The organism is Microcoleus sp. PH2017_35_SFW_U_B (assembly GCF_020737865.1).
Lineage (GTDB): Bacteria > Cyanobacteriota > Cyanobacteriia > Cyanobacteriales > Microcoleaceae > Microcoleus.
Genome location: NZ_JAEQDE010000028.1, coordinates 101,876 through 127,998, shown reverse-complemented (window position 1 = coordinate 127,998; position 26,123 = coordinate 101,876). Strand labels below are relative to the sequence as shown.

22 protein-coding genes and 1 pseudogene are annotated in these 26,123 nt (G+C 45.8%); 6 read left to right on the top strand and 17 right to left on the bottom strand.

The features are described from left to right. Nucleotides 1-124 precede the first annotated feature (124 nt). Nucleotides 125-1,168, top strand: a complete 1,044-nt coding sequence (locus JGK36_RS06490; protein WP_293196952.1) for a methyltransferase — start codon at nucleotides 125-127, stop codon at nucleotides 1,166-1,168. 133 nt (nucleotides 1,169-1,301) lie between these two features. On the opposite strand, the gene JGK36_RS06485 is transcribed toward JGK36_RS06490, so the two are convergent. From JGK36_RS06485 to JGK36_RS06475, 3 genes are all read right to left on the bottom strand, one after another. Further along, nucleotides 1,302-2,078 (bottom strand): ABC transporter permease, encoded by a 777-nt coding sequence (locus tag JGK36_RS06485; protein ID WP_293190902.1) that lies wholly within the window; start codon nucleotides 2,076-2,078, stop codon nucleotides 1,302-1,304. Between the two features lie 181 nt (nucleotides 2,079-2,259). Continuing rightward, nucleotides 2,260-2,979: an HAD-IA family hydrolase gene (locus tag JGK36_RS06480; RefSeq protein ID WP_293179922.1), complete on the bottom strand. Its 720-nt coding sequence runs from the start codon at nucleotides 2,977-2,979 to the stop codon at nucleotides 2,260-2,262. Nucleotides 2,980-3,411: 432 nt separating this feature from the next. Continuing rightward, nucleotides 3,412-4,605, bottom strand: a complete 1,194-nt coding sequence (locus tag JGK36_RS06475) for an NAD(P)/FAD-dependent oxidoreductase (RefSeq protein ID WP_293179925.1) — start codon at nucleotides 4,603-4,605, stop codon at nucleotides 3,412-3,414. A 352-nt stretch (nucleotides 4,606-4,957) separates the two neighbouring features. On the opposite strand from JGK36_RS06475, the gene JGK36_RS06470 reads away from it, so the two are divergent. Together JGK36_RS06470 and JGK36_RS06465 are read left to right on the top strand one after the other, a co-directional pair. Further along, a complete protein-coding gene (locus tag JGK36_RS06470; RefSeq protein WP_293179928.1) occupies nucleotides 4,958-8,008 on the top strand; it encodes a PAS domain S-box protein in 3,051 nt (1,016 codons plus the stop codon). Between the two features lie 194 nt (nucleotides 8,009-8,202). Continuing rightward, on the top strand, nucleotides 8,203-8,640 hold the full coding sequence (locus tag JGK36_RS06465) for a thiol-disulfide oxidoreductase DCC family protein (RefSeq protein WP_293179931.1): 438 nt from the start codon (nucleotides 8,203-8,205) through the stop codon (nucleotides 8,638-8,640). A gap of 240 nt (nucleotides 8,641-8,880) precedes the next feature. Here the strand turns inward: JGK36_RS06465 and JGK36_RS06460 are convergent, their stop codons facing one another. From JGK36_RS06460 to JGK36_RS06450, 3 genes are all read right to left on the bottom strand, one after another. After that, complete coding sequence (locus JGK36_RS06460; RefSeq protein ID WP_293179934.1) at nucleotides 8,881-9,300, bottom strand: hypothetical protein; 420 nt, start codon at nucleotides 9,298-9,300, stop codon at nucleotides 8,881-8,883. A 515-nt stretch (nucleotides 9,301-9,815) separates the two neighbouring features. Then, nucleotides 9,816-10,448, bottom strand: coding sequence for a 7-carboxy-7-deazaguanine synthase QueE (locus JGK36_RS06455; protein WP_293179937.1), 633 nt, complete (start codon nucleotides 10,446-10,448; stop codon nucleotides 9,816-9,818). A gap of 195 nt (nucleotides 10,449-10,643) precedes the next feature. Beyond that, nucleotides 10,644-11,342, bottom strand: a complete 699-nt coding sequence (locus tag JGK36_RS06450; RefSeq protein ID WP_293179940.1) for a class I SAM-dependent methyltransferase — start codon at nucleotides 11,340-11,342, stop codon at nucleotides 10,644-10,646. 42 nt (nucleotides 11,343-11,384) lie between these two features. Here JGK36_RS06450 and JGK36_RS06445 point away from each other — a divergent pair, with 42 nt between their 5' ends. The 3 genes from JGK36_RS06445 to JGK36_RS06435 all read left to right on the top strand — a co-directional run bounded on the left by JGK36_RS06445 (nucleotide 11,385) and on the right by JGK36_RS06435 (nucleotide 13,777). Beyond that, complete coding sequence (locus tag JGK36_RS06445; RefSeq protein WP_293179943.1) at nucleotides 11,385-11,540, top strand: hypothetical protein; 156 nt, start codon at nucleotides 11,385-11,387, stop codon at nucleotides 11,538-11,540. A 696-nt stretch (nucleotides 11,541-12,236) separates the two neighbouring features. Beyond that, nucleotides 12,237-13,007 carry a hypothetical protein gene (locus JGK36_RS06440; RefSeq protein ID WP_293179946.1) on the top strand — a complete coding sequence of 257 codons (771 nt, stop codon included), beginning with the start codon at nucleotides 12,237-12,239 and terminating at the stop codon, nucleotides 13,005-13,007. Nucleotides 13,008-13,360: 353 nt separating this feature from the next. Next, entirely contained in the window at nucleotides 13,361-13,777 is a 417-nt protein-coding gene (locus JGK36_RS06435; protein ID WP_293152017.1) for a hypothetical protein, read from the top strand. A 488-nt stretch (nucleotides 13,778-14,265) separates the two neighbouring features. On the opposite strand, the gene JGK36_RS06430 is transcribed toward JGK36_RS06435, so the two are convergent. From JGK36_RS06430 to JGK36_RS06380, 11 genes and pseudogenes are all read right to left on the bottom strand, one after another. Next, entirely contained in the window at nucleotides 14,266-14,820 is a 555-nt protein-coding gene (locus JGK36_RS06430; RefSeq protein WP_293179952.1) for a cyclic nucleotide-binding domain-containing protein, read from the bottom strand. A gap of 336 nt (nucleotides 14,821-15,156) precedes the next feature. Beyond that, nucleotides 15,157-16,143: a DUF1517 domain-containing protein gene (locus tag JGK36_RS06425; protein ID WP_293179955.1), complete on the bottom strand. Its 987-nt coding sequence runs from the start codon at nucleotides 16,141-16,143 to the stop codon at nucleotides 15,157-15,159. A 190-nt stretch (nucleotides 16,144-16,333) separates the two neighbouring features. After that, nucleotides 16,334-17,533 (bottom strand): LPS export ABC transporter periplasmic protein LptC, encoded by a 1,200-nt coding sequence (lptC, locus tag JGK36_RS06420; protein WP_293196951.1) that lies wholly within the window; start codon nucleotides 17,531-17,533, stop codon nucleotides 16,334-16,336. Nucleotides 17,534-17,821: 288 nt separating this feature from the next. Next, nucleotides 17,822-18,427, bottom strand: a complete 606-nt coding sequence (locus tag JGK36_RS06415) for an NYN domain-containing protein (RefSeq protein ID WP_096831201.1) — start codon at nucleotides 18,425-18,427, stop codon at nucleotides 17,822-17,824. Between the two features lie 91 nt (nucleotides 18,428-18,518). Beyond that, on the bottom strand, nucleotides 18,519-20,126 hold the full coding sequence (gene metG / locus JGK36_RS06410) for a methionine--tRNA ligase (protein WP_293196950.1): 1,608 nt from the start codon (nucleotides 20,124-20,126) through the stop codon (nucleotides 18,519-18,521). A 747-nt stretch (nucleotides 20,127-20,873) separates the two neighbouring features. Further along, entirely contained in the window at nucleotides 20,874-21,971 is a 1,098-nt protein-coding gene (gene hrcA / locus JGK36_RS06405) for a heat-inducible transcriptional repressor HrcA (RefSeq protein WP_293179964.1), read from the bottom strand. A 272-nt stretch (nucleotides 21,972-22,243) separates the two neighbouring features. Further along, nucleotides 22,244-23,110, bottom strand: coding sequence for an alpha/beta hydrolase (locus JGK36_RS06400; protein WP_293179967.1), 867 nt, complete (start codon nucleotides 23,108-23,110; stop codon nucleotides 22,244-22,246). Between the two features lie 265 nt (nucleotides 23,111-23,375). Beyond that, entirely contained in the window at nucleotides 23,376-24,101 is a 726-nt protein-coding gene (locus tag JGK36_RS06395; RefSeq protein WP_006631881.1) for a hypothetical protein, read from the bottom strand. Nucleotides 24,102-24,148: 47 nt separating this feature from the next. Then, entirely contained in the window at nucleotides 24,149-25,324 is a 1,176-nt protein-coding gene (locus JGK36_RS06390; RefSeq protein WP_293190945.1) for a transposase, read from the bottom strand. Continuing rightward, a pseudogene (locus JGK36_RS06385) lies at nucleotides 25,224-25,604 on the bottom strand (hypothetical protein). The gene JGK36_RS06390 and the pseudogene JGK36_RS06385 overlap by 101 nt, the downstream one beginning before the upstream one ends. A 120-nt stretch (nucleotides 25,605-25,724) precedes the next feature. After that, nucleotides 25,725-25,901 carry a hypothetical protein gene (locus JGK36_RS06380; protein WP_293179970.1) on the bottom strand — a complete coding sequence of 59 codons (177 nt, stop codon included), beginning with the start codon at nucleotides 25,899-25,901 and terminating at the stop codon, nucleotides 25,725-25,727. Between the last annotated feature and the right edge of the window lie 222 nt (nucleotides 25,902-26,123).

The window sequence follows — 26,123 nt, the reverse complement described above, 5'->3', positions numbered from 1 at the left end:
ACGTAGTTGCGCTTCAGCGCTCTTGGGGCTCGCATCCCAACAACATACCAAAGTGCTCTTGGGGCTGAAGCCCAACAACATACCAACAACTTATAATTGAAGATTGTAATTCACAGGATAACTCATGGTTTTATATACAGAAAATGCCCAACCTGAAGGCGAAAAATCATCGTCAGTGCTACTAGAAATGATGTATGGATTTAAAAGATCCCAGGCTCTTTTTGTGGCGGCTAAACTTGAAATTGCAGATATTCTGAGTGAGGGTTCTAAGACTGCTGATGAACTTGCGGAAGCTGCTGGTGTAAATTCTCAGGGTATTTATCACCTGATGCGTATGCTAGTAAGTGTTGGTGTGTTTTCTCTCGAAGATAATGACAAATTTTGCTTGAATGCTCTCGGGAAACATCTCTTGACTGGTACTTCTGATTCTTTACGAGGTACGGTTCTGGCAATGGGTGATGAACTATATCAGGGATGGGGGAATTTATTGTACAGTATAAAGACGGGAGAAACGGCTTTTGAACATACTTTTAAGATGAGTTTTTATAGCTATTTGACGCAGAATTCTGAGGCGGCTATAAATTTCAATGAGTGGATGAAGGAGACAACCAGGGAGTGGCTGCTTCCGGTGCTTGAAGCTTATGATTTTTCAGGATTTAAGACGTTTGTGGATGTTGGAGGGGGCATTGGAACTCTAACGGCTGTTATTCTGAATGCGAATCCCCAAATGCAAGCTATTTTGTTCGATCGCGAAGATGTTATTGTGGATGCACCTCAGGTTTTGCACGTGGCTGGAGTTGCAGATAGGTGTGAAGTAGTTGGAGGCAGCTTTTTTGAAGCGGTGCCGCGTGGTGGGGATCTTTACTTGCTCTCTCGTGTCCTCCTGAATTGGGATGATGAGCGTGCTATTGCAATTCTTAAAAATTGCTATCAAGCTATGACAGCTAACGATCGCCTGCTGATTGTTGATTTTATGTTGCCTTCAGGCAAAATGTCGCCTTTTATTGGTATGGGTAGCCTAACTTTGTTTGTGATAGGCGGTACTTTTATGCGTAGAGATGATGAATTTTATCATTTACTTTCCTCCGCTGGCTTTAAAGTGACTGATACGATCGCCACAAAAGGGCCTGCAAGTGCGATCGAGGCGGTAATAACCAATCCTAGTTAGCCACTCCTGTTATGATTGAGCGGTTGAGACCGCTTGCGGACAAATGAAATGGGTGCATCTCACTTTGTACAAAGCAAAACTGAGATACTCTCAGCGAAGTCAGCCGACGCGGACTAATGAGTGCGGACTTCCTTCAGTCTTGTTGGGTAGAAAACTGGCGGGCGCCGATCGCAGAAAAGGCGATCGCAGCCACCAACAAAACAGGTATGCTGTACCAAGGAAACTTGGCGATATCGTAAGCAGCAGCCCTCAATCCAATACTGGCATAAGTCAGCGGTAACAGATAAACTATCCCTTTCAGGGCTACTGGTAGCGACGCGGGGTCGAAAAATGTCGCGCCCAAAAATGACATCGGAGTTATCAGAAAATTGTTGTACAATCCGACTGATTCGAGAGATTTTACGTTTAAACCCACTATCACTCCCAGGCCCGCAAATACAGCGGAGTTGAGAATTATCACTAACAAAAATAGCGGATGCAAAAATACTAGCTTTTGAGTAAACACAACTGCTACTAAAATCACGGAAACCGAAGTTAGCAGTCCCCGCAGTATTCCGGCTAGCATTTTGCCTGCGTGCAAAGCTAGGGGGTGTACCGGCAGCAGTAGCAATTCCTCAAATGTTTTACTAAAAAGGCGTTCGCCACAAATAGAAAATACTGCGCCTGTAAAACTTACTGTCATCGATGAAAGTGCAACCATTCCCGGCAGCATGAATTCTAGATAATTGCCACCAATTGCCGGTTTAGGCATGGAACTGCCCAACCCGAAACCAAAAGCTAGAATGTAAATTAATGGGGATGTTAAACCAGCAGCGGCAATTGGCAGGATTCGGACTCGCAAATCTAGCCATTCTCCCCAAAACACGGTCATTGTGTCTGTTAGTATAGTTTGAATTGAGTTTTGTTTCATGGCGAGGTGATTTGCATAATAGATATCAAGTTCTGTTAATTAACGGGACTAATGACCGTAGTAAAATTGGTTTGTAGTGAGGACTTTAGTCCGCATCAAAAAGGACTAAAGTCCTCACTACAAACCTTTTGGATGGCGGGTAATTGACCGGACATGATTTTACATCTTGCTCATTATCCGGTTAAAAGGTTAAATAATCAAGGCTGCTGCACTGTTCTAATTTAGTTTCAGTTAAAGGCAATGTGCCGGATTCTACTTTTTCCTGTTCTCGGTTCAACCAAATTGCTTTTAAGCCTGCGGATTTGGCGCCGCAATAATCGGCTTTGAAGCTGTCGCCGATATGCCAGACATTCTCGGCTGTGCAGTTGTGCTTTTGCAAAGCTGCGGTGAAAATTTCCGGCTGGGGTTTTGCTGCACCTACTTCGGTGGAAATTGTCACTGATGTGAAATATTCTGCTAAATTGAGTGCTTTTAATACTGGATAAAGTCGCGAGTCGAAATTCGAGACTACTGCTAATTCGATTCCTTGTTGCTGCCATTTATTTAATGCTGGGAATACGTCGGGATAGACGAACCAAGGTTCGGGGGTGGCAAAATGAGCGTAGAGTTCGGCAAAAAATTTGGGAAAGTCTGAAAATTGATTGAAAACGCCTGCTATTTGAAAAGCTTTTGCCGAAACTGCTAGCCACCACTCAAATTCTAGTTGGGGAATTTTTGCTGCTTCGATTCCTGGAAATGTCATCGGATTTGCTGAGGCGAAGCTTTGGTAAAATGCTGTATTTAAGTCTTTACTATTAACTGTTACTCCGAAGTTTTTGGCTAGTTTTGCGTAGACTTCGCCGACGCTACCGCGAACGTAAAATAGTGTGCCTGCTGCATCTAAAAAGATAGTTTTTGTCATTGGTTAGAATGAATTTGAAAACGAGTAATATAATACCGGGCGAAGGTCATTCGCGTCTACACAAACACTCACGTGCCTCCGCAGGTTGAAGAACCAGAATCAGAATAATACCGTGCGAAGGTCATTCGCGTCTACACAAACACTCACCTGCCTCCGCAGGTTGAAGAATCAGAATAATACCGGGCGAAGGTCATTCGCGTCTACACAAACACTCACGTGCCTCCGCAGGTTCAAGAATCAGAATAATACCGGGCGAAGGTCATTAAGTTATTTTTTTCAGTCCGCGGAGGCGGACATCGTTTGTGTAGACGCGAATTCTATTCGTACGTCTTATCTCAAAAAGATGAGGTATAACTGACAGCTTACATAACCGTTTAAACCAAGAGGGCCCAAGCCCAACAACGTCCGCGAATCTTTCTGATAACCGCTATATTACTTTTTCAGCAACTCCTGAATCGGCTTGCTAATCCAGTTGAAACCAACTTTTAGTTGGTGGTCAAATGTTGGCATTCGATAGAGATAGGCTAGGCGGCGTGCAATGTGTGCTAGTTGTCCGTCGAGTTTGATTCCTAAACCTGTCAGGGTGGCTTCGTCTATTCCTAATGTCATCATTTCTCCTAGCGGCTGGTACCGGAAAGGTAGTAATGGTCGATCGCTCAGGGATGCCCATATGTTCCATGCCGTGTAGTCAGCTTGCTGGAATGCTGTTTGGGCTGTTCCGGGGACTTTTTGACCTGTTGCGTCGTGACATTCGGCTAAGTCTCCCAAGGCAAATATGTCTGGATGGTCGATGATTTGCATCTGGGAGTTAACTATTAATTGACCGCGGTGGTTTTGTTTCAGGGGGAGCGATCGCACTGCTTGACTAACTTGGGTTCCTACTGTCCACAATACTATGTCTACGGGAAGAACATCTAATTGTCCTTTGTAGAGTAAGGATATGGTGTCGGATTCGATCGCCTCTACTGCTGTTTCTAAGTCGATCCAGACTTTGCGTTTTTCTAATGCTTTGTTGGCGGCTTCGCGGTTGAACTCGGGTGATGTCCGCAAAATCGTGTCGCCTTGCTCGATTAATCGGACGCGACCTTTGTCTCCGAGTCGATCGGCTAATTTACAAGCTAATTCTACTCCCGAATAACCGGCGCCGACGATCGCAATCCGAATTTTGTCGGGGTTGCTAGCTTCGAGAAACCGCAGTCTTTCTTCCAAGCGGTAGGCGTCGTCGAGGCTGCGGAAGGAATAAGCGTATTCAACGGCTCCTTTGACCATATCTAGGGGTGTTTCGCCACCTAAAGCTAATACTAGGCGATCGCACGGAATTTCTGGCCCGTCGTGTAACTGCACTTGCTTGGACTCCACGTCGATGCCGGAGACAGTGCCTTGACAAAAGCGCACGCCTGTGTTTTGCAAGAGTTCCGCAAAGGGCGGCGCGATTTCCCAGGTTTGGAGTTCGCCGGTGAGGAGCTCGTACAGTAGGGGAACGAACAGGAAGCGATCGCGACGGTCAACTAGGACTATTTCGGGTTTTTCGGTTTTGGAGAAGGGTAACTGACTCAAGCGCAGGGCTGTGTGGAGTCCGCCGAAGCCTCCGCCGAGAATGCAAATCCGGGGTTGTTGTTGAGCCATGGTTTTTGTTTGAGGGCGATCGGTAGCAAGGCAACTTATCTTATTGTAACGAGAGTGGAGGATTGGGGGAGCGGGAGATGGGGAGAGGGGGAGAGGGGGAGAGGGGGAGAGGGGGAGATGGGGAGATGGGGAGATGGGGAGAGTCGCAAAATCTTCCTTCTTCCGACTTCCTTCTTCCCTCTTCCTTCTTCCCTCTTCCTTCTTGCTATTATCCACCCTCAAATTTTTTGAATGTTCGGACAAGTAATTTTGTACTATATTAGTTGATAGCGTATTATTTCGCCAATTAAATTCACTTTTTATACAGCCATCTACTCTAACACTTGCCCCCGCAGTCACAAGTGAAAAAATCATGCAAATTTCCTCGAATTCTTCTAAAGTTAAGAATGGCGATCGCCATAACGAAGACAGCTCATCTTTGTTAAGCAGCGAAGAACGATATAAAAATTTAGTAGCTAATATTCCCGGTGCTGTATACCGCTGCAACTGCGAATGGACGGGATCCGATGGCGAATTAATACGGACAATGGCGTTTTTGAGCGAGGCTGTTCAAGAAATATCTGGCTATCCATCATCTGATTTTATCAACGATCGCGTCCGTTCTTTTGCGAGCATCATCCATCCTCAAGACCGCAAAAATATGGAGGAGGCTCTCATAAAAAGTGTAGCAACTAGAACTCCGTATATCCTGGAATACCGCATTCTCCGGGCTGACGGCGAAATTAGCTGGGTTTACGAAAAAGGTCAAGCTGTTTGTGGGGAGGGGGATGAGGCTAGAGAAAGAAAAGAGGGACAAGGGGAAATAGAGGAATTTTTGTCGGGTGTAGTTTCGTCGGTTTCGCCGATCGCAAATTCTCTGTGTCAGGTTGTCTATCTCGACGGAGTGATTTTGGATATTACTGAGCGCAAGCGCGCTGAGGAAAAGCTGCGAAACACTCAAGATTTTCTGAATGCGGTACTGCAAAATCTGCCGGTTAGCGTCTTTATTAAAGATGCCGTGGAACAAAGATTTATTTATTGGAATGCTGCTAGCGAAGAATTGTTTGGCTATTCGAGGGACGAAGTGCTGGGAAATAATGCTGCTGACTTGTTGGAAGCAGATCAGGCAAATTACTTGCAAGCACAAGATTTAGAAGTATTTGCCACGGGAAAAGAGGTTGATATACCAGAAGAAATTATCCAACTTCCGCACCGGGGAAAACGGATTTTGCACACAAAAAAAGTTCCTTTGTTTGACGCTGATGGCGCGCCTAAGTACATTCTGGGTATTTCTCAAGATATTACCGAAAGCAAAAAAACTGAAACAGAATTGTCGCGCTTGGCCATCGTGGCTCAAAAAACGCAAAATGGTGTGATTATTACTGATGCTCAAGGCTGCATTGAATGGGTGAATGAAGCATTTACTCGGATTAGCGGTTACGTGTTAGAAGAAATGCTGGGAAAAAAACCGGGTGATGTGCTGCAAGGCCCTCAAACAGATCCATTAACTATTGCCCAATTGCGATCGGCTTTGGATAAAGGCGAGCCGTTTAATCAGGAAATTTACAATTACAGGAAGGATGGAAAGGGTTATTGGGTGGCGCTTTCGATCGCCCCGATTTATCGAGAAACCGGGGAACTTGAAGGTTTTATTGCGGTGGAAACTGATATTACCGATCGCAAACAAGCTACTGAATCTGTCAGGGAAAGCGAGAGTTATTACCGCTGCATCGTCGAAACTGCTTCGGAGGGCGTTTGGATGTTTGACGCCGACAGCAGCACGACTTTTGCGAACTGTCGGATGGCCGAAATGCTGGGGTATACTGTGGAGGAAATGCTGGGGCGATCGCTATTTGAGTTTATCGATGACGAGGCTCGGGAAATAGCCGAAAGTTATGTGCAGCGCAGGCGGCAAGGCATTCGCGAACGCCACGATTTTCAGTTTACCCGCAAAGATGGCTCTCACTTGTGGGCGATCGTCTCAGCGACACCAATGTTCGACGCTGACGGCGAATTTGCGGGGGTTTTGCGGATGATTACCGATATTAGCGATCGCAAACAAGCCGAAGCAGAATTGCGCCAAACTCTCCAAGAATTAGAATTTGAAAAATTTGCCTTAGATCAATCGGCAATTGTCTCAAATACCAACGAATTCGGCGTTATTACCTACGTCAACGAGCAATTCTGCGAACTGTTTAAATATTCTCGGGAAGAATTGAACGGCAAAACCCACAAACTTGTAAATTCCGGCTATCACCCAACTGATTTTTTCAAGCAGCTTTGGTCAACAATCCGCCAGGGAAATGTTTGGCGGGGAGAAATGAAAAATCAAGCTAAAGACGGCAGATTATTCTGGTTGGATACTACGATTGTACCTTTCTTAAATTCTCGGGGAGAACCCCATCAATATGTAGCAATTCGCAAAGATATTACCGATCGCAAACAAGCAGAAGAAGCTGTGCGGCTTTCCGAAAGTCAATTGAGGACTAAAAATGAAGAATTAGCGAAAGCCCTGCGGGACGTGCATAAAACTCAAAGCATGATGGTTCAAAATGAAAAAATGGTAAGTTTGGGGCAATTAGTAGCTGGCGTCGCTCACGAAATAAACAATCCAGTTAGCTTCATTTACGGCAACGTCATGCACGCTGACGATTACTTTCAAGACTTGCTAAAAATGCTGCAACTTTACCAGCGCGAATACCCGGAACCAACAGAGGCAATTCGAGAAGAAATAGATGATATAGATTTGAAATTTCTGCTCAAAGATTTGCCAAAGCTATTAACTTCAATGAAAATGGGAGCCGAGCGAATTCGCCAGATTGTGCTGTCACTGAAGAATTTCTCGCGATTGGATGAAGCAGAACAAAAACAGGTGGACATTCACGAAGGGATTGACAGCACTTTGTTGATTTTGCAGCACAGGCTGAAAGAAACGGCAGGACATCCGAAAATTACGCTGGTTAAAGAGTTCGGCAATTTGCCCCGCTTACAGTGTTATGCAGGACAGTTGAATCAGGTATTTATGAATATTATTGGCAATGCAATTGATGCTTTGGAAGAGGCAATGGAAACCGGACAGTGGGGCGACGGGGAACAGGCGCCTATTCCTTCTTGTCCTTCGCCGACGCTGCGGATTTGTACTGAGGTAAAATATGAACAGGCTGCTGTTTGTGCTGATTCTATTCGCCGTCCTTCTCATATTGTGATTCGGATTGCTGACAACGGGCCGGGGATTCCGATAGATGTTCATGAAAGGCTGTTCGATCCGTTTTTTACTACGAAAGAACCGGGGAAAGGTACTGGCTTGGGGCTGTCTATCAGTTATCAAATTGTGGTGGAAAAGCACGGCGGGCGGCTGAAGTGCAATTCTGCACCGGGTCAAGGTACGGAATTTGCGATCGAGATTCCTGTCGCTAGAAGTTAGCGGTAAAATTGGAAATTATGAGTTATAATTCCATAGATGCAGACGGCGGTTGAAACCGCGTCTATACAAACAATGTCCGCCTCCGCGGACTGAAGAAGATAATGTATTTTAACCGCATTGCCTTCAACCCGCGGAGGCGGGTTTTGCTTGTATAGAAGCGGTTTCAACCGCCCAGTTTTCTAGGTTATTGACTTATGAATTACAACGTAATTTACGACGGCAATTGCAATCTCTGCGTCACATTGGTGCAGTTACTAGAAAATCTAGATCGAGGCGAGAACTTTGAGTATATTTCCATGCAAGATTTAGAGGGATTAAAGCGGTTTGATATAACTGCTGAGGATTGCGAAATGGGGATGATTTTGATAGATAAGAATAATCCCGAAAAACGCTGGCAAGGTAGCGATGCAGCCGAGGAAATCGGGCGGATATTGCCTGCTGGCGAGGTGTTTGTGGCAGCTTACCGGGCAATGCCGGGGATGAAGTGGATGGGCGATCGCGTGTACGAACAAGTGCGCGATAACCGCTATACTTTGTTTGGCAAGCGATCGACAACTTACAAATCGGCTTATCCAGTGGGCTGTAGGTCGATCGACAATTGCGATAATCAAGACTTAAAATCAGGTTCGTAGTGAGGACTTCAGTCCTCTCCATCTGTGGTTCGTAGTGAGGACTTCAGTCCTCTCCATCTGTGGTTCGTAGTAAGGACTTCAGTCCTCTCCATCTGTGGAGAATTTAATTCAAGAAGGACTAAAGTCCTCACTACAAACCTGGACTTCAGTCCTCTCCATCTGTGGAGAATTTAGTTCAAGAAGGATTAAAGTCCTCACTACAAACCTGATTTATGATGAGTCATTAACCGGGAATTATTCTCAGCAATTAAACAAACCTAATATCTCGCGGCAAAATTGTTTGAGCTTTTCGGCTGATTCCGCAGCGGGCTCAGTTTCACCCACAAAACCCCAATTTTCCACGGTAGAAAAGCGCCACTGTTGACCAGTATGATCGTAACCTGCCGCCTCAACCCCGATCGCCCGCCGAGATCCTTCGACCGGATCTTGGTAAAATCGGATTTGGATTAAGATACTGCGGCTTTGCAACAACCGACTTCTACCGGGAAAATGGAAGCCAATATCGATCGACTCAGGATCGACAAGTTCTCTGGTATCCTGGTCATTCATCCAAGGTTTCAAATCGACTTTCACATCCGGAAAATCTGACTTAAATAAATTAACAACCGCAGCAATTTTGCTAGCTAATTCTATATTTCTGGCTTGTTCGGCAGCGTTCACTCGAAATACTCCTATCAAATACAGTTATTACACATTTAGTTAACAATGTAACTGCATATTGCCTGCTTTAAACGGTAAACTGTGGACTATTTGATAGATTACAGTTCGCGATTGCACGGGTGGCCAGAAACCGGGTTGTTTTACGAAAAGACGTGTTACAGCCGACAATGCAAGTAAAAACCCGGTTTCTTTGGTATTGATGCGTTTAATCTGCTACATTTTCCCAGGTTGAATGAATTTTAGTCGATCGGCACTTCGATCGCAAATTCCGTACCTGGGCCCAACACAGATATGCCCTATGTAGTGGCGATGCGTCACAATCCTTTGTTGAAAGCGACTCGCTGTGCGATTATTGGCTCGTGGCTGGCGTGAAAATGCAGGTGATTGGTGCGAGTCATGCGGAAATGGGTACATTTGCCTTTTGGGATTTTAAAATCCCAAAAACCTTTCGATCCAACTTATTTGCTCGCTACCCCTTGACTTTTCAAGACAGGAACTACAGCATTTTGGGATGTTTATTGAACACCAATAAACTTGTGAGTTTGCAAAGACAACCTGTAACTCGGATGCTGTTTCAATAACTCCAAAATCATCGGAATTGCCCGATCGCGCTTTTCCCACTCCGGCTGCAAATATACAGGAATATTCACATTGTCAGCCAAATATTTTGTGTAAAAATCAACTTCTTCGCCACTGCTAACCACCAACTTAATTTCATTAGCTCTCGTCCAGAAACGGTCTTGCACCGGATATTGAGGATTGACGTGTTCTTTAGGAGAAAGAGTAATCCAAGCCAGCGGCGAAATATCCTGCCAGTAAGCGCCAGAAGTTTCAATATTCACCTGTTTGTCAGTTGCTAACAAAGCTCGCACTAACTCCGGCAAATTCTGGTGAATAAAAGGTTCGCCACCACTAATGACAACCCTCGAAGACTGCAATTGATCTAGCAATTGTGCGATCGACTGTGGCACCGATGGCAAACCTTTGCCACCATTTCCGTAGCCTGTATCGCACCAAGCACACCGCACAGGACAACCAGCTAATCTGATAAAATCAACTAAAGTCCCCGTCCAATAACCTTCACCTTGAACCGTACACTGAAAAGTTTCATGAATCGGTAATTTTATTTGTAAATTCGATCCCTGCATTTTTACCTCAAAGTAATTAATAATACTTGTTATTACTTTTAGTAATTGTAATTTGTCATCGGTAATTGATATAGTCCTGGATGCACCGGTAGGCAGAAACCGGGTTTTTTATGCAAATACTGTATCGCAGCCTTTAATACAGATAACCACCCGGTTTCGAGGAGTCTTAATGAAGTTCCCAGCCACTTGAACTATTTAATTCTGTTCTTCAGGTTCCATCATCGTAGCCCAGCGGCGTTTCAGGGCCAAACTCAACCCGTCACCAATGGGGACAACACTGAGTGTTATTCTCGGATCGTTACGCAACTTGTCGTTGAAACTACGAAGGGCGAGGGTACTTGTGTCTTGTACTTCAGGATCCGCAACTCGTCCAGACCACAGAACGTTGTCAATTACAATTAAACCGCCATTCCGCACCAGTTGGAGCGATCGCTCAAAATAAGCCTCATAATTTTCTTTATCGGCGTCGATGAAGGCAAAATCAAAGGTTCCGGCTTGTCCCTCGGCTATGAGTTTGTCGAGAGTATTTAGTGCTGGGCCCAAATGCAAATAAATTTTGTTAGCCACACCCGCAGCTTCCCAATACCGTCGCGCGATCGAAGTATATTCCTCGCTGACATCGCAAGCAATAATTTTACCGTTAGAAGGCAGTGCTAAAGCTACACATAGCGAGCTATAACCAGTAAAAACTCCAATTTCTAAGGTTTTTGTCGCTCCCATAAGCTGCACGAGCATCTCCATAAACTGCCCTTGTTCGGGAGCTATTTGCATCATACCCATAGGATGCTTAGCAGTTTCTTTCCGCAGTGAAGCGAGAATATCTGGTTCCCGCAAAGAAATAGATAACAGATAATCGTAAAGTTGATTTTCTAGGCCAAGAGTTGAGTTCGCCATCGGTTTGTCCTTGCTGCTGACTTTTGATTTTACGTGGTAGACGTGCAGTTATTGGAAATTGCAGACGGTAGAGTGAATTTTGGCACCTATTTTGCTGTCGTTTCTCTCAGGGTAAGAGTATCGCCGTCTCGCTTGCAAGAATCTGGTAACTTGCTCTCACGGGCGATCGACCTCCCAATCAGTTTATCTCAGCTATAGGTGATTTAGTCGCCCTGGAAAAGAAAAGAGAACAAAAGGATGGTTTTGAGATTGCTGCATTCCTCGCGCTGCGTAACACTGTGAGTAATGCCAGCTTAACAAAATAATCTAACAGTCGGCAAGTTGCCAACCGATACACAATCAGTCATTCCTCATCTCAACTCTCCAACTTGTAGGAGCGCGCCTTGCTCTGAGCGTAGCCTTTCATGAAGTCGAATGATCTCAAATGTCAAATGGTACGATCTGGGGAGAATATAACTTAATTTTGACAACTAATCGCCAATAAATAATTATTTATAATTTGCCCACAACTCACAAAAATAAAGTTTAATTTGAGTCTTGTTGATGGCTTATAGCCTGTGTATTCTTCAGGAATCAAACAGGCGCATGGCAATCCTTCTATCCGGGAGGATTACTAATAACTAACAAGTCGGCTAGACCGGGACAATTTTTTAAGTGTCACAGTATATTTATCCACACCTAAACCACCTACCACAATAAAAACAACATTCTCCTGTTGAAGCAGAACAAGTATTTTGGTGACAAAACCCGGTTTTGGGCAGCCTTTGCCCTGGACTGTTACTAACCACTAACGAACCGGGAACACTCTGACAATTTCTTAACTGTCACAGTTGATTGCTCGACACATAAACAACTTACCCACAATCAAAATAACATTTCGCAAAGGCAATCGCTATGTATTATACTTTTGCAGGTTTCGGTGCTGGTACTGGCCTATTGTTACTGTTAATTTTTGCTATTTTACAATGGCTGCACGTCCCCGCCGGCAGTTTTATAGATTGGGTAATTGCCATTGCTATTTTTGAATGGCTGTTGCTGATAGTTACAGTTCCTTGGAATATCCATTTTGAAGCTAAGGAAGTGTTAGCCCAAGGCGCAGAATCTACTAAAAAAAATATTGCTGTCGATTCCGAACAACTCAAATACGTTACTGTATTAGCTAGCCGATCGCTCTGGGTGGCGATCGCCCTTCACCTGGTTAGCGCGATCGCACTTTATGCCCTATCCGCCACCGGCATTAGCGCTGTTGGCTATCTCAGTTCCGGTGCAGCACTGCTTTTAACTATACTGCGTCCAGCTATCCGAGGTTATCAGTATTTAGCCCAGCGGCTGACAACCATCCGCAGCGAATTTTTCCACCCCCGCGAAGATATTCTCGAACTCCGCAACCGCTTTGCAGAATTAGAATCTACAGTCAAAAATTTGGCCGATCAATTAAATTCAGACGATCCTAATTCGTGGGCGACTCTCCAACAGCGGGAACAACGGGCCACTAGAAGAGAATTAACTAATTTAGCCGCATCTCTAGAAAATTTGCGATCGACAAATCAGGCAGAACACACTAAACTGGCAAGAGATGCCGAAAGTGCGATCGCCCAACTCACCGATGACGGACAATTTCTCAACCACGTCCGCGAAATCATCCGCTTCTTCAAAGAATCGTAAAAGTAGTCAGTAGTCATTAGTCATTAGTCATTAGTCATTAGTCATTAGTTAGTTGCCATGCCCAATTCCCAATTCCCAATTCCCAATTCCCAATTCCCAATTCCCAATTCCCAATTCCCAATTCCCAATTCCCAATTCCCAACCTTTAGATAGATGTCAGAGCCTCGCAGACTGTGAAACTTTTAATTAAAATAGAACTTTATCAGTCTTGAGGAAGACTCAATAAATGTGTTTTAGATAACAGCAAGTTTCAGGAAACTATAACCAAAGATAGTGAGTCAATGAGTTAGCTTAGGCTTAATATTTAAACATAAGCCAAAGACCTTTTTGAAAAGATAACTCAGGAAGAAATCATGACAACTAGCAAATCAACACCGACCGACGAACAAATCGAAGCTAATATGGAAGCCCCCCACTACGATAGGGGCATTACTCCTGCTGAGACAGCAGCGCGGCAAGAACGCGAAGGCTCTAACTTCATGCACACAACCACTGAAGCGAAGCAGCAAAGCGCCAAAACCGACGACCAAACCGATGACGAAAGCATTCACACTACAGATGGTTATACAGTAGACAAGGAAGGTCTGGTTAACAATTACGCGATCGAACCCGAAATGTACATCAACGAACCGGGCGATTTGAGAGCAAAAGAGGAAGCCGAAGCCGCAGAACGCGCTCAAATTCTCGCAGAAATCAAAGATAAAAAAGGTGAGGAAGGAAAACTGACAATGGATGAAGACACCCGCGGCAAAGGCCCAGGAATGATCTAGGTTGTCTGCTTGGTAGTTGCGCTTTGGCGCGCGAGGCTGCAACTGCAAAGCCAAGGGGCAGGTTTTTCTAGATACGGGAATTGTCGATCTTTTCGGTAAAACCAGCCTCTATTTTGCTTTCGACTGATGTTTTGATAATATACCTCTTGCAAAAATACCTACGACGGGCGGGACGCCCATCCCACAACTTTTTTTCTTGTGGGATGGGCGTCCCGCCCGTCGTAAAATTTCATTAAAAGGACTTTTGCAATTCAGGTCTAATTTAGGACTTAATATTATCCTCCGTCAATTACCTCCAATAAAAACAGCTCGAGCGCGATCGCTTCAGTCAAGCGTCATGGATGAGGGCTGAAGCCCTCACTACAAACCAATATTGTATTCGGAGATGATATTACGCACGGGTGGTTAAAAAACCCGGTTTCTTGAGCAGGAGTGCTTCTGTTTTGAGAGTTGAAAATTTACCTCAATGCCGATCGCATTAAAATTAATCAAGCCCTCACATTCTCCCTCAACCAATTAAACTTTGCTTGAGCTAGCGCCAAATTTTCCAGGACGTTCGGATTAATATCCTCCCGATCTAATTCTTGCTGCTCCAATTCTATATTGCGACCGTATTCTATATGTCGGATCGTACCGCGCATCCGGTCTGCCAGACACAGCGAAATTCCATAATAAAATCTGGAAGCAAAACCCATATCATGTTGAAGTTTGACGACTAGCTGCCTTCGGGGAATTACCAACAAGTGAGTTTCTTCGATCGCCATCACCGTGGCCAAAGGAGGGCGTGCGTCAATGAAAGAAACTTCTCCCACAAGTTCTCCGCTACCTATTTTAGCGAGTTCTTTACTCTGCTCAGCCTCGATCCAAACGCTCATACTCCCCTTCAAAACAATGTAGAGGGCATCGTGCTGTCTCCCTTCATGGATCAAAATCTCGCCCGGTTCGAGAATTTCTTTTTTCCCTTTTTGAACGATCCAGTCGATATCGTCATTATTTAACTGGCTCAAAATAAAAAGCGCTTTTTTTCTACTGCTGTCGGCCATAACTTTAGCTCCCGATCGCTTATTTATATTAAATTTAGAGGGCGCGCGGTCGCAACTTCTTCCTAAGCAGTCACTCCTCGCTGAATACAGTTTTTTTATCCTGCCTAACTGCTTGGCAAAATCCTATTAGGGCAGACATTCCCAATATTCACAGATGAACCAGGCTGAATCATAATCTCTCAATACTAGCATTCGTTGAACAATCTTTTTTAAATCGATCGGCATTCCAAAAAATCCTGCTTCATCTCCGTCTTAAAACCAACCCGGTTCTCCCCCACAGCATGGGTGTGGCAGGGGGCGCGGGAGACAGTGCTCCGCGCCCCATCTGCTGTATCGCTAAATCGATCGCAAATCAGGATAGCCAGCCAACATATCATCAGCAGTCAGAGTGTCGCCGTTAGCTTGAGGAGTCCACAGCACCTCAACCGCCAGCAACTGCTCGCTCGATACTCCCCCAATTTGGCGCAAAGCTTGGCGCAAATCTTCAGAGTTTTTCACTGCTGGCAATTGCAACTTGCCCTGAGTACCGACAATCACCGTTACCACAATAAATTCACCGGGCTCTGAATTCAAATCAGAACCAACTAGGGCGCCGTTTTCCTGCACAACTGGCAGGTTATTGCTGCTCCCTGCTTGCCGGAGCTGGTTGTTATAATTCGAGAGCGTTTCTTCAGTAAACTTACTGCGTTCTGCCAAAGAAAACTGGTTAAATTTAGCTTCGGCTGCTTCCAAGCGAGTTTGCACAGAGTCAGCGCCCGCGTAAACCCAATATTCAGGATGCCGCAGCATCGCCAGAGTAGATTCTTGCAGCACTTGAGCGCGGCCGATCGCTGTATCGGTATTCGCTTTGCGCGCTAGCGCGTCGAGTTCGGCTTGCAAACCGCGGGCTTCTGCTAGCAAACCAACTTGCAAGCGTGCCACAGATACCGTGGTAGTAGGCGCGCTGTTGCCGAGTTCGTCAGTTGAATCCCCAGCGCGGCGGAAGCTTTGCACGAGGAAATTGGCGATCGAAATAAAAATCAAAATCGAAAACAGGCCGCCAAATCCGCCCCCAAAGCCAAAAAACGGCAGCAAGAATGGGAAACCGAAACCGCCACCAAAACCGCCGCGATAGCCACCACCGTACCCACCAGACGGCGCGTAAGTGCTAGTCGGAGACGAGTAACTGCGCGCCGGAGCTCTAAAAGATCCGCCCCCCATCCGTCCTCCGCTGCGAGCAGCCAGAGCTCCGTCAGCGTTACCGAGGGCTAGCGTCAGTACCAGACCGATCGCAAATAGTGATTTCAAAAGCGGTTTGATCTTTGAAATTAGTTGCTTGTACATAAGACCGTTACTATTCGATACATTTATAATTTACAGTCTATCCTCGCTTATGGGCAGCCCGGTTGCAGGTGTGCAGCGTGCGAGATATCCGTACCAACCGATCCCAGCACCCCGAGAGAAGCAGAAAGGCTAGAGTCCAAAGCTACCGCCTGCCACCTCAGATGACCCATAATTAATTGTCAAAACAATCCTATCTACTGTCCAAAATTCCCTTATTCTCATCCGGCACAAATTCCGTCACCACTTGGCCGCCCGCACCGTCACCTTTGACAATCACAGTTTGATTTTTTAACTCTCCCGCCGCCCTCGGCCCAGTCAAATTAAACACCGGATTTAATTGCTTGTAAACCACATTTCCTTCGGCGTCGAAGGTCTGGTTACTTAAATACCACGTTACGCGATCGGTATTTAATTGAGATTCACGTTTTTCCCCGATTCCTACCACATTTCCCGTCAAATAAAAAATCTTTTTATCTAAATCTCCCCGCCCAGTATCCCCGGTCATCGTCACCTTTTCCACGCGGTGAAAAATCTTCACATGCCCGGGCGATATCACATATTGAGCCGGAAAATTCCAACTCATCAAACTGCTTTCTATTTGCAGCGGCGGGTCTGATGGCATCAATTGAGCGTTTTGGGTTAGCGTGGCAATTTTGGTTTTTAAGTCTACATCTACCTTGTCGGCAAAACCGCTGTCTGTTACTTTTTTATCTTTATATCTGTCAAGTTGAGTCGGTTGGTCGCTGTGTACCTTTTGTTGCTCCACAAACCAAACTAAATGTTCGGTTCGCAATTGCAAAATTGGATCTTTAACATTCGCCACCACAGATCCGAATAACTCCATCCTCTTAGCCCTGCTGAAAATCCGCGCTTCCTTCGCTGAAACAGTCACCTGTTTGTTCTGTCCAGTCAAATTATTGCGAACAACTAAAACATCTTCCTTCGGGCGCCACTCTAACTCATTTCCTCGCAATACCACGCCATTTTTGAGATCGGTAGCGACTATGTTACCTTTGAGAAAAACCTGATTTCCTTCCTGAAATACCTGCCCGGTTTCTCCCTGAATATCATAAATTTCTTTGCCGTCCTGAAACAATTTGCCCACAGGTTTCTGAACGTTAACTATTTTTTGGTCTTTGCTGTAAACCGCATTTTTCGATTTTACTTTCCAGAACGTCTCACCCTTTTCGTTTGCTTGTTCTAGGGTTACTTTGTTCAAAGTTAAAGTGCTATTTGACTGCTGAGCTGTTTTGATATCCTCAGCTAATTTGTTCTTTTGAGTCTCTTGGGGAGCCGCACAAGCATTAATCCCCAAAATCATTGCTGCTAACAATAGCGACATTGATTTTGGGGATTGGAAATTGGTAATTTGGGATTTGAGATTAATCATTGGTAATCGATAACAGGGCATTGGCCAAACAGGGCATTGATAATTGGTAATTGGGCAAACAGGGCATTGATAATTGGTAATTGGCCAAACAGGGCATTGATAATTGGTAATTGGCTAATTAAAAACACTAATCAAAAATCTGTCATACTTGAGCTAAATTTTTAACTTCTAATTTTCAATTATTCAACCCCCATTCCCCATTCCCCATTCCCCATTCCCCATTCCCCATTCCCCATTCCCCATTCCCCATTCCCCATTCCCCATTCCCCATTCCCCATTCCCCATTCCCTATCTGTCGTCGTGTTCGTCCATCAAGCTCAAACCCGACAACGGGCGGTAGGCATAATTAGGACGCGAAGTTTTTTGGATGTCGTCCTTAATCATTTCCAAATCGATATAGCGATCGGCTACATTGATTAAACTGTCACTGGTCATCGATCGCAAACTCACCACCTCAACCCGCACGCCGCGATAGCTCACAGCATCCACAGCATAGGCCAAATCGCCGTCGCCACTGACCAAAACAGCCGTGTCGTAGGATCCCACCAACGCCATCATGTCCACAGCGATTTCTACATCCAAATTCGCCTTCTTAGAACCGTCGGGTAACTGCACCAAATCCTTAGAAATCACGCGATAGCCGTTGCGGCGCATCCACAGCAAAAACCCCTGCTGTTTTTCGTTCGTGCGATCGACACCCGTGTAAAAAAAAGAGCGCAACAGCCGCGATCCCGCAGTTAAACGACACAATAGCTTAGTGTAATCAATCTCAATTCCCAATTGCAAAGCCGCGTAAAAAAGATTAGATCCGTCAATAAAAATTGCCACTCGACCGCGATTTTCCAGAACCTGTTCCGGCGTAAAAAGGTCGTTGCTTTCTATTCTATTCAACATGATTGTTATGCCTCAAATTTTATGAAAGATTGGTAAGGAAATTAAGTGCTAATTCATAATCTGTCATAGCACCCCGATCGCAGGCTGCCGACTATGACGCTACTGTTTCCAGCAGTTCCAGCCGCTTAAACACTGGTTGGGGTTCCCCCAGAGTTTGGTTTGCAGGCAAAGCGCCCCAGGCAGCATGAACTGCAAAAGTCGCTAAACTGTTAACTGCAACCCGATCGTTAAAGTCAATTGAAAAACCTAGCTGCTGATAGATAGCACTGCTGATATTGGGAATAATCGGCGATAAAAGGTAAGATGCTAGTCTAACAGATTCCAGAACAGAATATAGCACTTGTTGAACACTTTCGAGCTGTCCTTGCTTGTACAAACTCCAAGGTGCTTGTACGTCAATAAACTTGTTACCGGCTCGAACTAATGCAAGCACAGCTTCGCAAGCCTTGCTAAAAGCTAACTCTTCGTAAAAACCCGCCACTCGATCGCCCAAATCCAGGCTCATACCCTTGAGAAGGTTGTCGCCGGAAATACTTTCCCCAGACACATTTGGCACGCAGCCACCGCAATATTTGCGAGCCATGTTTAAGGTGCGGTTAAGCAAATTTCCCAAATCATTTGCTAGCTCAGCATTCAATATATTGATAAACCGAGTTTCGTTAAAATCGCCGTCCTCTCCAAATTCAATTTCTTTGAGGAAATAGTAACGAACTGCATCAGCGCCGTATTTATTCACCAATTCGACTGGGTTTAAAGTATTTCCCTCCGTTTTTCCCATTTTTTTGCCGTCTTTGGTCAAAAAACCGTGAGCGAAGACGCGGCCAGGTACGGACATACCCGCGGACATCAGCATTGCCGGCCAATAAACTGCGTGGAAGCGGAGAATATCTTTGCCGATCAAGTGCAGGTCAATCGGCCACCATTTAGATAAAGCATTCTCTAACAATGGGTCGCTGTCCGGATCGAGCAGAGCCGTGATGTATCCCAGCAAAGCGTCAAACCAGACGTAAATGGTGTGGCCCGGATCAACTGGTATTGGCAGGCCCCATTCCAGATTCACCCGAGAAATCGAAAAGTCTTGGAGTCCGGAGTTGACGAAGCTGAGCACTTCGTTACGCCGACTTTCCGGCGCGATAAAGTTGGGACGTTCTGCGTACAATGCCAGCAGTTGGTCTTGATAGCGCGACAGGCGGAAAAAGTAATTTTCTTCGTCGCGCCACTCCACTTCCTTGCTGGTGTGGACGGAACAGCGATTTCCGGGGAGCAAATCGCGTTCATCTTTGAATTCTTCGCAGGAGACGCAGTACCAGCCTTGTTGCTGGTTCAAGTAGATATCGCCGGAGTTCCAGACGCGCTGGAAAAATTCTTTGACAATGTACTCGTGGCGTCGCGAAGTTGTGCGGATAAAGCGATCGTAATGGATAGAGAGTTGCTCCCACAGCGCCTCAAACCCGGGAACTACTAAATCGCAGTGAGCTTGGGGCGATCGTCCCAAACTGCTTGCCGTGCGCTGAATTTTCTGCCCGTGTTCGTCGGTTCCGGTAACCAACAACACTGATTTGCCCCGCAGCCGCTCAAATCTGGCTAGGGCATCGGCTGCCATAGTCGTGTAAGCGCTGCCAACGTGAGGCAAATCATTGACATAATACAGAGGCGTTGTTATGGCAAAGGTATTCTTAGTTATATCGGTCGATTTCATTGAATGGTAAAAGAAAATTCCCTAAATTTAATTTCGATCTTAACTCAGCGCTTCAATCTTTTCTGGAGTGGCATTCAAGCCAAAATTGCTGCAACTTGTGGGCAATTGTTTAACCCGGGCTATTCCCAAAAGAAATATAGCTTTCCTCTCAAGACTAATCTTTTTTAGATCTTTTTGACGAACTCTCTAAAATGTCTTAAGATTTTGATATTTTGCTGCCTTGGGGGCCCATAGAAGTGCAGATCCCGGGTCTTCAATTCATTTCTCGCAGGCACTATCCTGGAGTGCGCGGGATCGCCAACTGGATAGTGCCGACAAAACTCCTTGCTTAGCTTGCTGAAAGCAACCGAGCGACTGGCGCTCCGCCAGCGCTTCCTGTAAATGGGCGATCGGGGTTCACTGGCTGTGTCAAACCCGATCGCCCGCAACTCCTGCCAGTTTCCGAGTTACTCGTAGAAGCAGCAACCGGGTTGTTTGCGAAAATCTCTATTGAACGATGCTTTGGTTTCGTTTTTGAAGAGGGCGAAGCATGACCGCATATAAGTTATTAGTTATAATCTTATATTCACTGCGGTCATGCTTCGCCCCTACAAACATATTTGCCTTGCACAGGTCGCTGCACCCAAGCAAATGTTTATTGACAAAAAAATGGTTTTTTTAATGTTGCCACTACATCCGGCAAACACAATTAAACCCCAAGCCAGTTAGGCTTGGGGCTATCTAAATTATGGTAAATATAACAATATGTTATCCTTCGGGAAAATTCACTCGATTTCCGCCAATAGCTTCGGACAAATAATCCGCCGCAGCTTCCACCACCGCGATCGCATTTTCGTAAACCATCCGCGTCGGTCCCAAAACCCCAACACTACCCACTGGCATTGATCCCCGGCGGTAAGTCGAAGAAATCAGAGTACAGCCGCGAATTGGTTCTAACGAATTTTCTGAACCAATACGCACCGTTACCCGTTTCCCAGGCGAGTCCAAATCAGGCGATTCAAAAATCAAAGGCCAAAGCAGTTCCTGTTCTTGTTCGAGCAGTTGCACCAGGGTTTGAACTTGCTGCAACTGCGAAAACTCTGGCAAGCGCAGCGCTTCTGCCAAACCGCCGATCAGAATCCGCGTGTAGGTTGGATTGCTTTGACGGCTGCTCAATGCAGCCAGCATGGTTTCCATCCACTCCGCGTACAGTTCAAAGTCCCGGTCTAACTCGCTCCAGTCTACAGCGGAGAGTTCCGAGAGCGATCGCCCGCGTAACTTGCTGTTCAAAAAATTTGACAAAATCTGCAATTCGCGATCGACAATTTCAACATCAGGCCAATTACCTTCTGCGCCCTTCGGCAACTGTACTAACACCGAATGAGTTTCGTAGGCATCCGTCACCACGATCAGCATCACCTTACCCGCCTCTAGCTGCACCAGTTGCAAGTGTCGCAAGCAAGCCATATTGGTTTGCGGTATGGTAATCATGGCAATATAACCGCTGATCGTTGCCAGAATTTTAGCAGCGCCGCGGAGTGCCCCATCCATGCGCCCATCCGACCAATTGAGTTGATCCAGTACCTGTTCCACCTTACGGGCCAGCGTATCAGATGGCTGAATCAACTGGTCTACGTAAATTCTGTAGCCGGAGTCAGAGGGGACTCGTCCGGCAGAAGTGTGGGGCTGATATAGCAGTCCAGCTTTTTCAAGAGTCCCCATCGCATTGCGAATGGTAGCTGGGCTGACGCTGAGGTTGTATTCGTCAACCAAAGCTTTTGAGCCAACGGGTTCCGCTGTTGCTATGTAGTGGCGAACCGTTGCCCAAAGGATGTGTTGTTGCCGATCGGTGAGGTTAACGCGCACAAATAATATTTAAGCAGAGTAAGATTTTAGAGTTGAAAGCCATTGAAAAGCTCTGTCCGAAAAGGGCGATCGGACAGACTTATCTACTTAAACATAACAGATTTTAGGTTAAGGAAGAAGTCAGTTGTTACTGGTTATTGGTTATTGGTTATTGGTTATTGGTTATTGGTTATTGGTTATTGGTTATTGGTTATTGGTTATTGGTAAGTTCTAATGCCCCATGCCCCATGCCCTGGGAAGGCCCATGCCCCATGCCCCATGCCCCATGCCCTTTAAGTGTGTTCTTTCAGAATATTTTGTAGGTAACTAGCCACTGCATCTGGCTGTTCCACCATTGCCAAATGGCCGCAATCGGGAAGCTGAAGCACATTTTCGCCACAACCTTGGAACATCCAGTGAAAGCTAGCCAAATGCAGCACGTATTTTGGTTCCATAATTTTGTCTTTAGTGCCGGCAATAAAATACACAGGCTGCTTGAGTCGGGACACTATTTGCGGCAACAGGTGAATCTCGGCTTCTGTGGTGGAGTCCAACAAAGCCCCCAAAGCTGCATCTGGATGGGCTGCCACGAAATCTCTCAAGCGCTGCCGTCCCCACGATCGCCCGATCGAGCGATCGACAGAATCGCGGGCAAACACCAAATCTGCTAGTGGCAAATGAGGCAGCCAGCGGGGACGCATTTTTACTAGCTGTGTGCCGACGGCTCGAAATCGCTCGAATTCTTCCTTTAGATAGATGCCGCCGCCTGCATTAATACAGAGAACACCTTTAATACGATCGCACAATTGGCTGGCTCCCCAAAGAGCGATCGTACCGCCGAGAGAGTGTCCCACCAGCCAAGCACTAGAAATATCCAGTTTTTTGAGTAAAATTTCCAAATCGCGAGCGTAGGCTGCGGGAGTGTAGGAACTTAGCGATTCTCCTCGCTCGCGACTATCATCGCCGTCGGATTGAGAATCGCCAAACCCTCGCAAATCGTAAGTCAGGCACTGATAGCTGGGTGCCAAGCGATCGGTCAGAGGTTGCCAGTAGCGGCGGCTTAACAGCCAGCCGTGGACAAATACCAGAACCGGGGAAGTTGGAGTGGGAGCCGTCAAATCGCAAGCGTGCCGAACCCCTAGGATGTCGATGGTTGCCATAATTTTATCCTATCGCGAAATCAAGACAGAGGGATCGGCAGTTACACTCCGGGCGATCGGCTCAGTTTAACTTTCTCTCGATGAATATCAGGTTTTGAGCAAAAACCCAGTTTCTGAACGCAAGAGAAATGGAAGTCGGAAGTAGAAATCACAAAGAAGTAATAAAATCAAGGGTTTCAGGAATTAAGAACGTCCTTAAGCTCGATCTGATAGCTCCGAAACGTTGTTGTGATAAACCGGCTTTCACCAGCGTCAGGCGCTATTCCTAAAACCGCTCGCCCAACAATCTTTGTCGCACCCCCTCAGCGATTTTCTGCCCCAGATACTCAGGAATCAAACTTTCATTGGGGCCCAACAAGTAGAGAATCAAGCGAGTTCGCCCCCGCCAAACCAATAAATTTGCATTTACCACCAACAAATCCTCTTGCCAGATGGCATACATAACTTTGTAAAAAAGTCCAGGCTGGTTGTCTGCTTCAATCAGCAAAGCCGGCAAGTGGAAAACCGGATCGACGTAAAATTCAGTAGCCACATCCTCCAAACCCGCGTCTAAATTAAATTCCACAGCCAACATCTCTTCCACCTCAAAATGCCCCGCCAAGGCCTCTCGAACCGCCCTACAGACGTTTTCGGCTGTTTTATCTGCCAGTACCTTGCCACCGCGAGATACCACCAATTTGATAAATACCAGCATCGGCGGGTAAATTTGACCGTAGAGACTGAGACTGTGAATCGTCAGCCCGTAGGCAGCCAGCACACCGAAAATGTCGCTCAGTAGAAAAGACTGGTTCCGGTAAGCAAAATGCAGGGCACTTTTGTTACCTTCGGCTCTTATTTCGATGACGGCTTGCCGAGTTTTGTAAAGTTGGTAAGCTAATTTGAGGTTTTGCAGTTGGATTTCGCTGCTGACAAATTGCTCGTAAAACTGTGGAAACGCTCGGTTAAAGCGCTTGAGAAGTTCTAGTGTAGATGGTTTTAAACCCGAAGCCATAATTGAGGGGAAGGTGCGGGAGATATACTAGGTATTGACTGATACATTTACGCGACACTTGCCCGGCTATTACCGGACAAAGTAACGAGAGCACTATCACCCTCATAGGAGATAGAGGCGGTATCCCGCAAAGCTTTCAGTAATATACCAAAAGCGCCATTGTAATCTCGTGGGATTGAACAGCCACATTCAGGACAAGTAAACACTTTAGAACCACCTAGCTTTTGATGTACGTGACCGCAATGGGTACAAGTTTTAGACGTGTATTCTTCAGTGACATCAATCACATTGACATTTCTAACATTTGCCTGATGTTTGATGGTTTGTTTGAATCTGTAATGCGCCCATGTCAACATGGCTCTAGCAGTTTTTGAACGAATCTTTCTTCGTGCTTTGGCGACCATTTGGGAAGACTCAAAAGTCGGAAGAAATATGACTCTATAGTTGCTAGTTAAATAGCAAGCGGTTTGTTTCTGGCATTCGTCTACTAAATTACGAATGCGTATTCTCATACGGTGAGCCGCTTGTCTCATTCGTTTTCGGCGCTGTTTCGTAGCTTGAGACATTCGGCTCATTAGGTTATCTAGGTGTTGACAGAGACGAGCTATTCGCCCCATGTCACCACCTCCAAACTCAAGGAATTTATTGCCATCAAACCCGGTCATAAATGTTCTTACGCCGGGATCTAATGCAATAATTCCTGTTGCGTCCGTAGGCTCTGCGGTAACTGACAGAGGAAACACTGCAAACCAACGACCCTTGCAGTATACCAACTGAGTACCTCGATCGCACTCAGGAATTATCTCAGAAGTATGATAGGTTAATCCTTTGGTTAAGGAAGGATACCAAGTGCCTTTTTTGAAGTTTGAATCGTTAAACTTTATGGTTTGAGAGTAATCTCTGATGCTACGGAACTTGGCGTCTGAACTTGCCTTAAATGCTCGGTGAGCATCAAAAATAGCATTCTGTCTGATATGACAAGGCGTTTCTTTTACCCATTCTGGTAAATCGCCTCGCATAACTTCGTTACGCAACTGCAACTTACTTAAGGGCTTTTTGCGCTGCATTGCTATTGCTTGGTTGAAACAATAACGACAGGCTGCTAGCCATTTACGCCAGACTTTATTTAATTCCTGACTGGGATAAATCCTGAGCTTGTGAGATTTGAGTTTTATACTGTCGCCGTCCGTACAATCTACTACTCGATCGGTGGAGGACTGCAAGCACGTCTTCAAGCATTTTTTGTTCTGGACTAAGGTTTGTTTTACCCGGTACCAGGAGTTTACACCAGTTTTGCTCGCTGTTCCATTGGCATTGGTCAAAGCCTCTTCTTGCCAATCGGTTTTTGTGGGCAACGACAACCATTCGGACATCTCATGAGAAAATTCGTTCCAATAGGGGAAGAAGCTTTTGGATTTTTCACTGGCTTTGTTCCCAACATCGGAGATTTCTTTCGTTGACTCCAAGGATGAATGATGGTGAGAGTGGGACGTACTTGACAATAGTTTTTTCCTCAACTCTTGTTTGATTGTATCAGATTGTCCCGTAATGTCCGGCAAATTTGTTATTTAGTTAGTCCTCCCATGCCTTATGGCAATGGGATTTTCGATTTGACGATTCGACTTAAATTTCGCCCGTCTCCTCACTAAAAACAAAAATCAAATCTGTCTGGGAATATCTAACTAGAATGTCACGGTTGTGCCATTCCATTAGCATTTTCCACCAAGTATATGAGTTCCGACGCGATCGGCGGTACTCAAAAGAAGCAATTCCTAAAATGCCTCTGTCCTGGTTGGGCAACAAATTTTACCTTAACACTGGGTTGTCCTGGCACAGGCTAGGAGAACAGTTCTACCAAACTTGACGAGAAGCAAAAAAGCACAGAGTCAATGTTGGACGACAAATCCCTGTTTTCGGCGTAAGATGAGTGTACCGTAAACTGTTCCTCAAGAGGCTACCCGCAGTTCATCCCACGCCGATCGGAGTGGGTTTATCTATCGGGCTCTCTTTCACGTCGTCCAA

Excerpts from the sequence above, each read along its gene's own strand:
- JGK36_RS06455 (WP_293179937.1), bottom strand. The coding sequence starts at position 10,448 with ATGCAGGGATCGAATTTACAAATAAAATTACCGATTCATGAAACTTTT.
- JGK36_RS06395 (WP_006631881.1), bottom strand. The coding sequence starts at position 24,101 with ATGGCTTCGGGTTTAAAACCATCTACACTAGAACTTCTCAAGCGCTTT.
- JGK36_RS06485 (WP_293190902.1), bottom strand. The coding sequence starts at position 2,078 with ATGAAACAAAACTCAATTCAAACTATACTAACAGACACAATGACCGTG.
- JGK36_RS06425 (WP_293179955.1), bottom strand. The coding sequence starts at position 16,143 with ATGTACAAGCAACTAATTTCAAAGATCAAACCGCTTTTGAAATCACTA.
- lptC (WP_293196951.1), bottom strand. The coding sequence starts at position 17,533 with ATGATTAATCTCAAATCCCAAATTACCAATTTCCAATCCCCAAAATCA.
- JGK36_RS06440 (WP_293179946.1), top strand. The coding sequence starts at position 12,237 with ATGTATTATACTTTTGCAGGTTTCGGTGCTGGTACTGGCCTATTGTTA.
- JGK36_RS06450 (WP_293179940.1), bottom strand. The coding sequence starts at position 11,342 with ATGGCGAACTCAACTCTTGGCCTAGAAAATCAACTTTACGATTATCTG.
- JGK36_RS06470 (WP_293179928.1), top strand. The coding sequence starts at position 4,958 with ATGCAAATTTCCTCGAATTCTTCTAAAGTTAAGAATGGCGATCGCCAT.
- JGK36_RS06430 (WP_293179952.1), bottom strand. The coding sequence starts at position 14,820 with ATGGCCGACAGCAGTAGAAAAAAAGCGCTTTTTATTTTGAGCCAGTTA.
- JGK36_RS06480 (WP_293179922.1), bottom strand. The coding sequence starts at position 2,979 with ATGACAAAAACTATCTTTTTAGATGCAGCAGGCACACTATTTTACGTT.
- JGK36_RS06435 (WP_293152017.1), top strand. The coding sequence starts at position 13,361 with ATGACAACTAGCAAATCAACACCGACCGACGAACAAATCGAAGCTAAT.
- JGK36_RS06415 (WP_096831201.1), bottom strand. The coding sequence starts at position 18,427 with ATGTTGAATAGAATAGAAAGCAACGACCTTTTTACGCCGGAACAGGTT.
- JGK36_RS06475 (WP_293179925.1), bottom strand. The coding sequence starts at position 4,605 with ATGGCTCAACAACAACCCCGGATTTGCATTCTCGGCGGAGGCTTCGGC.
- JGK36_RS06465 (WP_293179931.1), top strand. The coding sequence starts at position 8,203 with ATGAATTACAACGTAATTTACGACGGCAATTGCAATCTCTGCGTCACA.
- metG (WP_293196950.1), bottom strand. The coding sequence starts at position 20,126 with ATGAAATCGACCGATATAACTAAGAATACCTTTGCCATAACAACGCCT.
- JGK36_RS06400 (WP_293179967.1), bottom strand. The coding sequence starts at position 23,110 with ATGGCAACCATCGACATCCTAGGGGTTCGGCACGCTTGCGATTTGACG.
- JGK36_RS06490 (WP_293196952.1), top strand. The coding sequence starts at position 125 with ATGGTTTTATATACAGAAAATGCCCAACCTGAAGGCGAAAAATCATCG.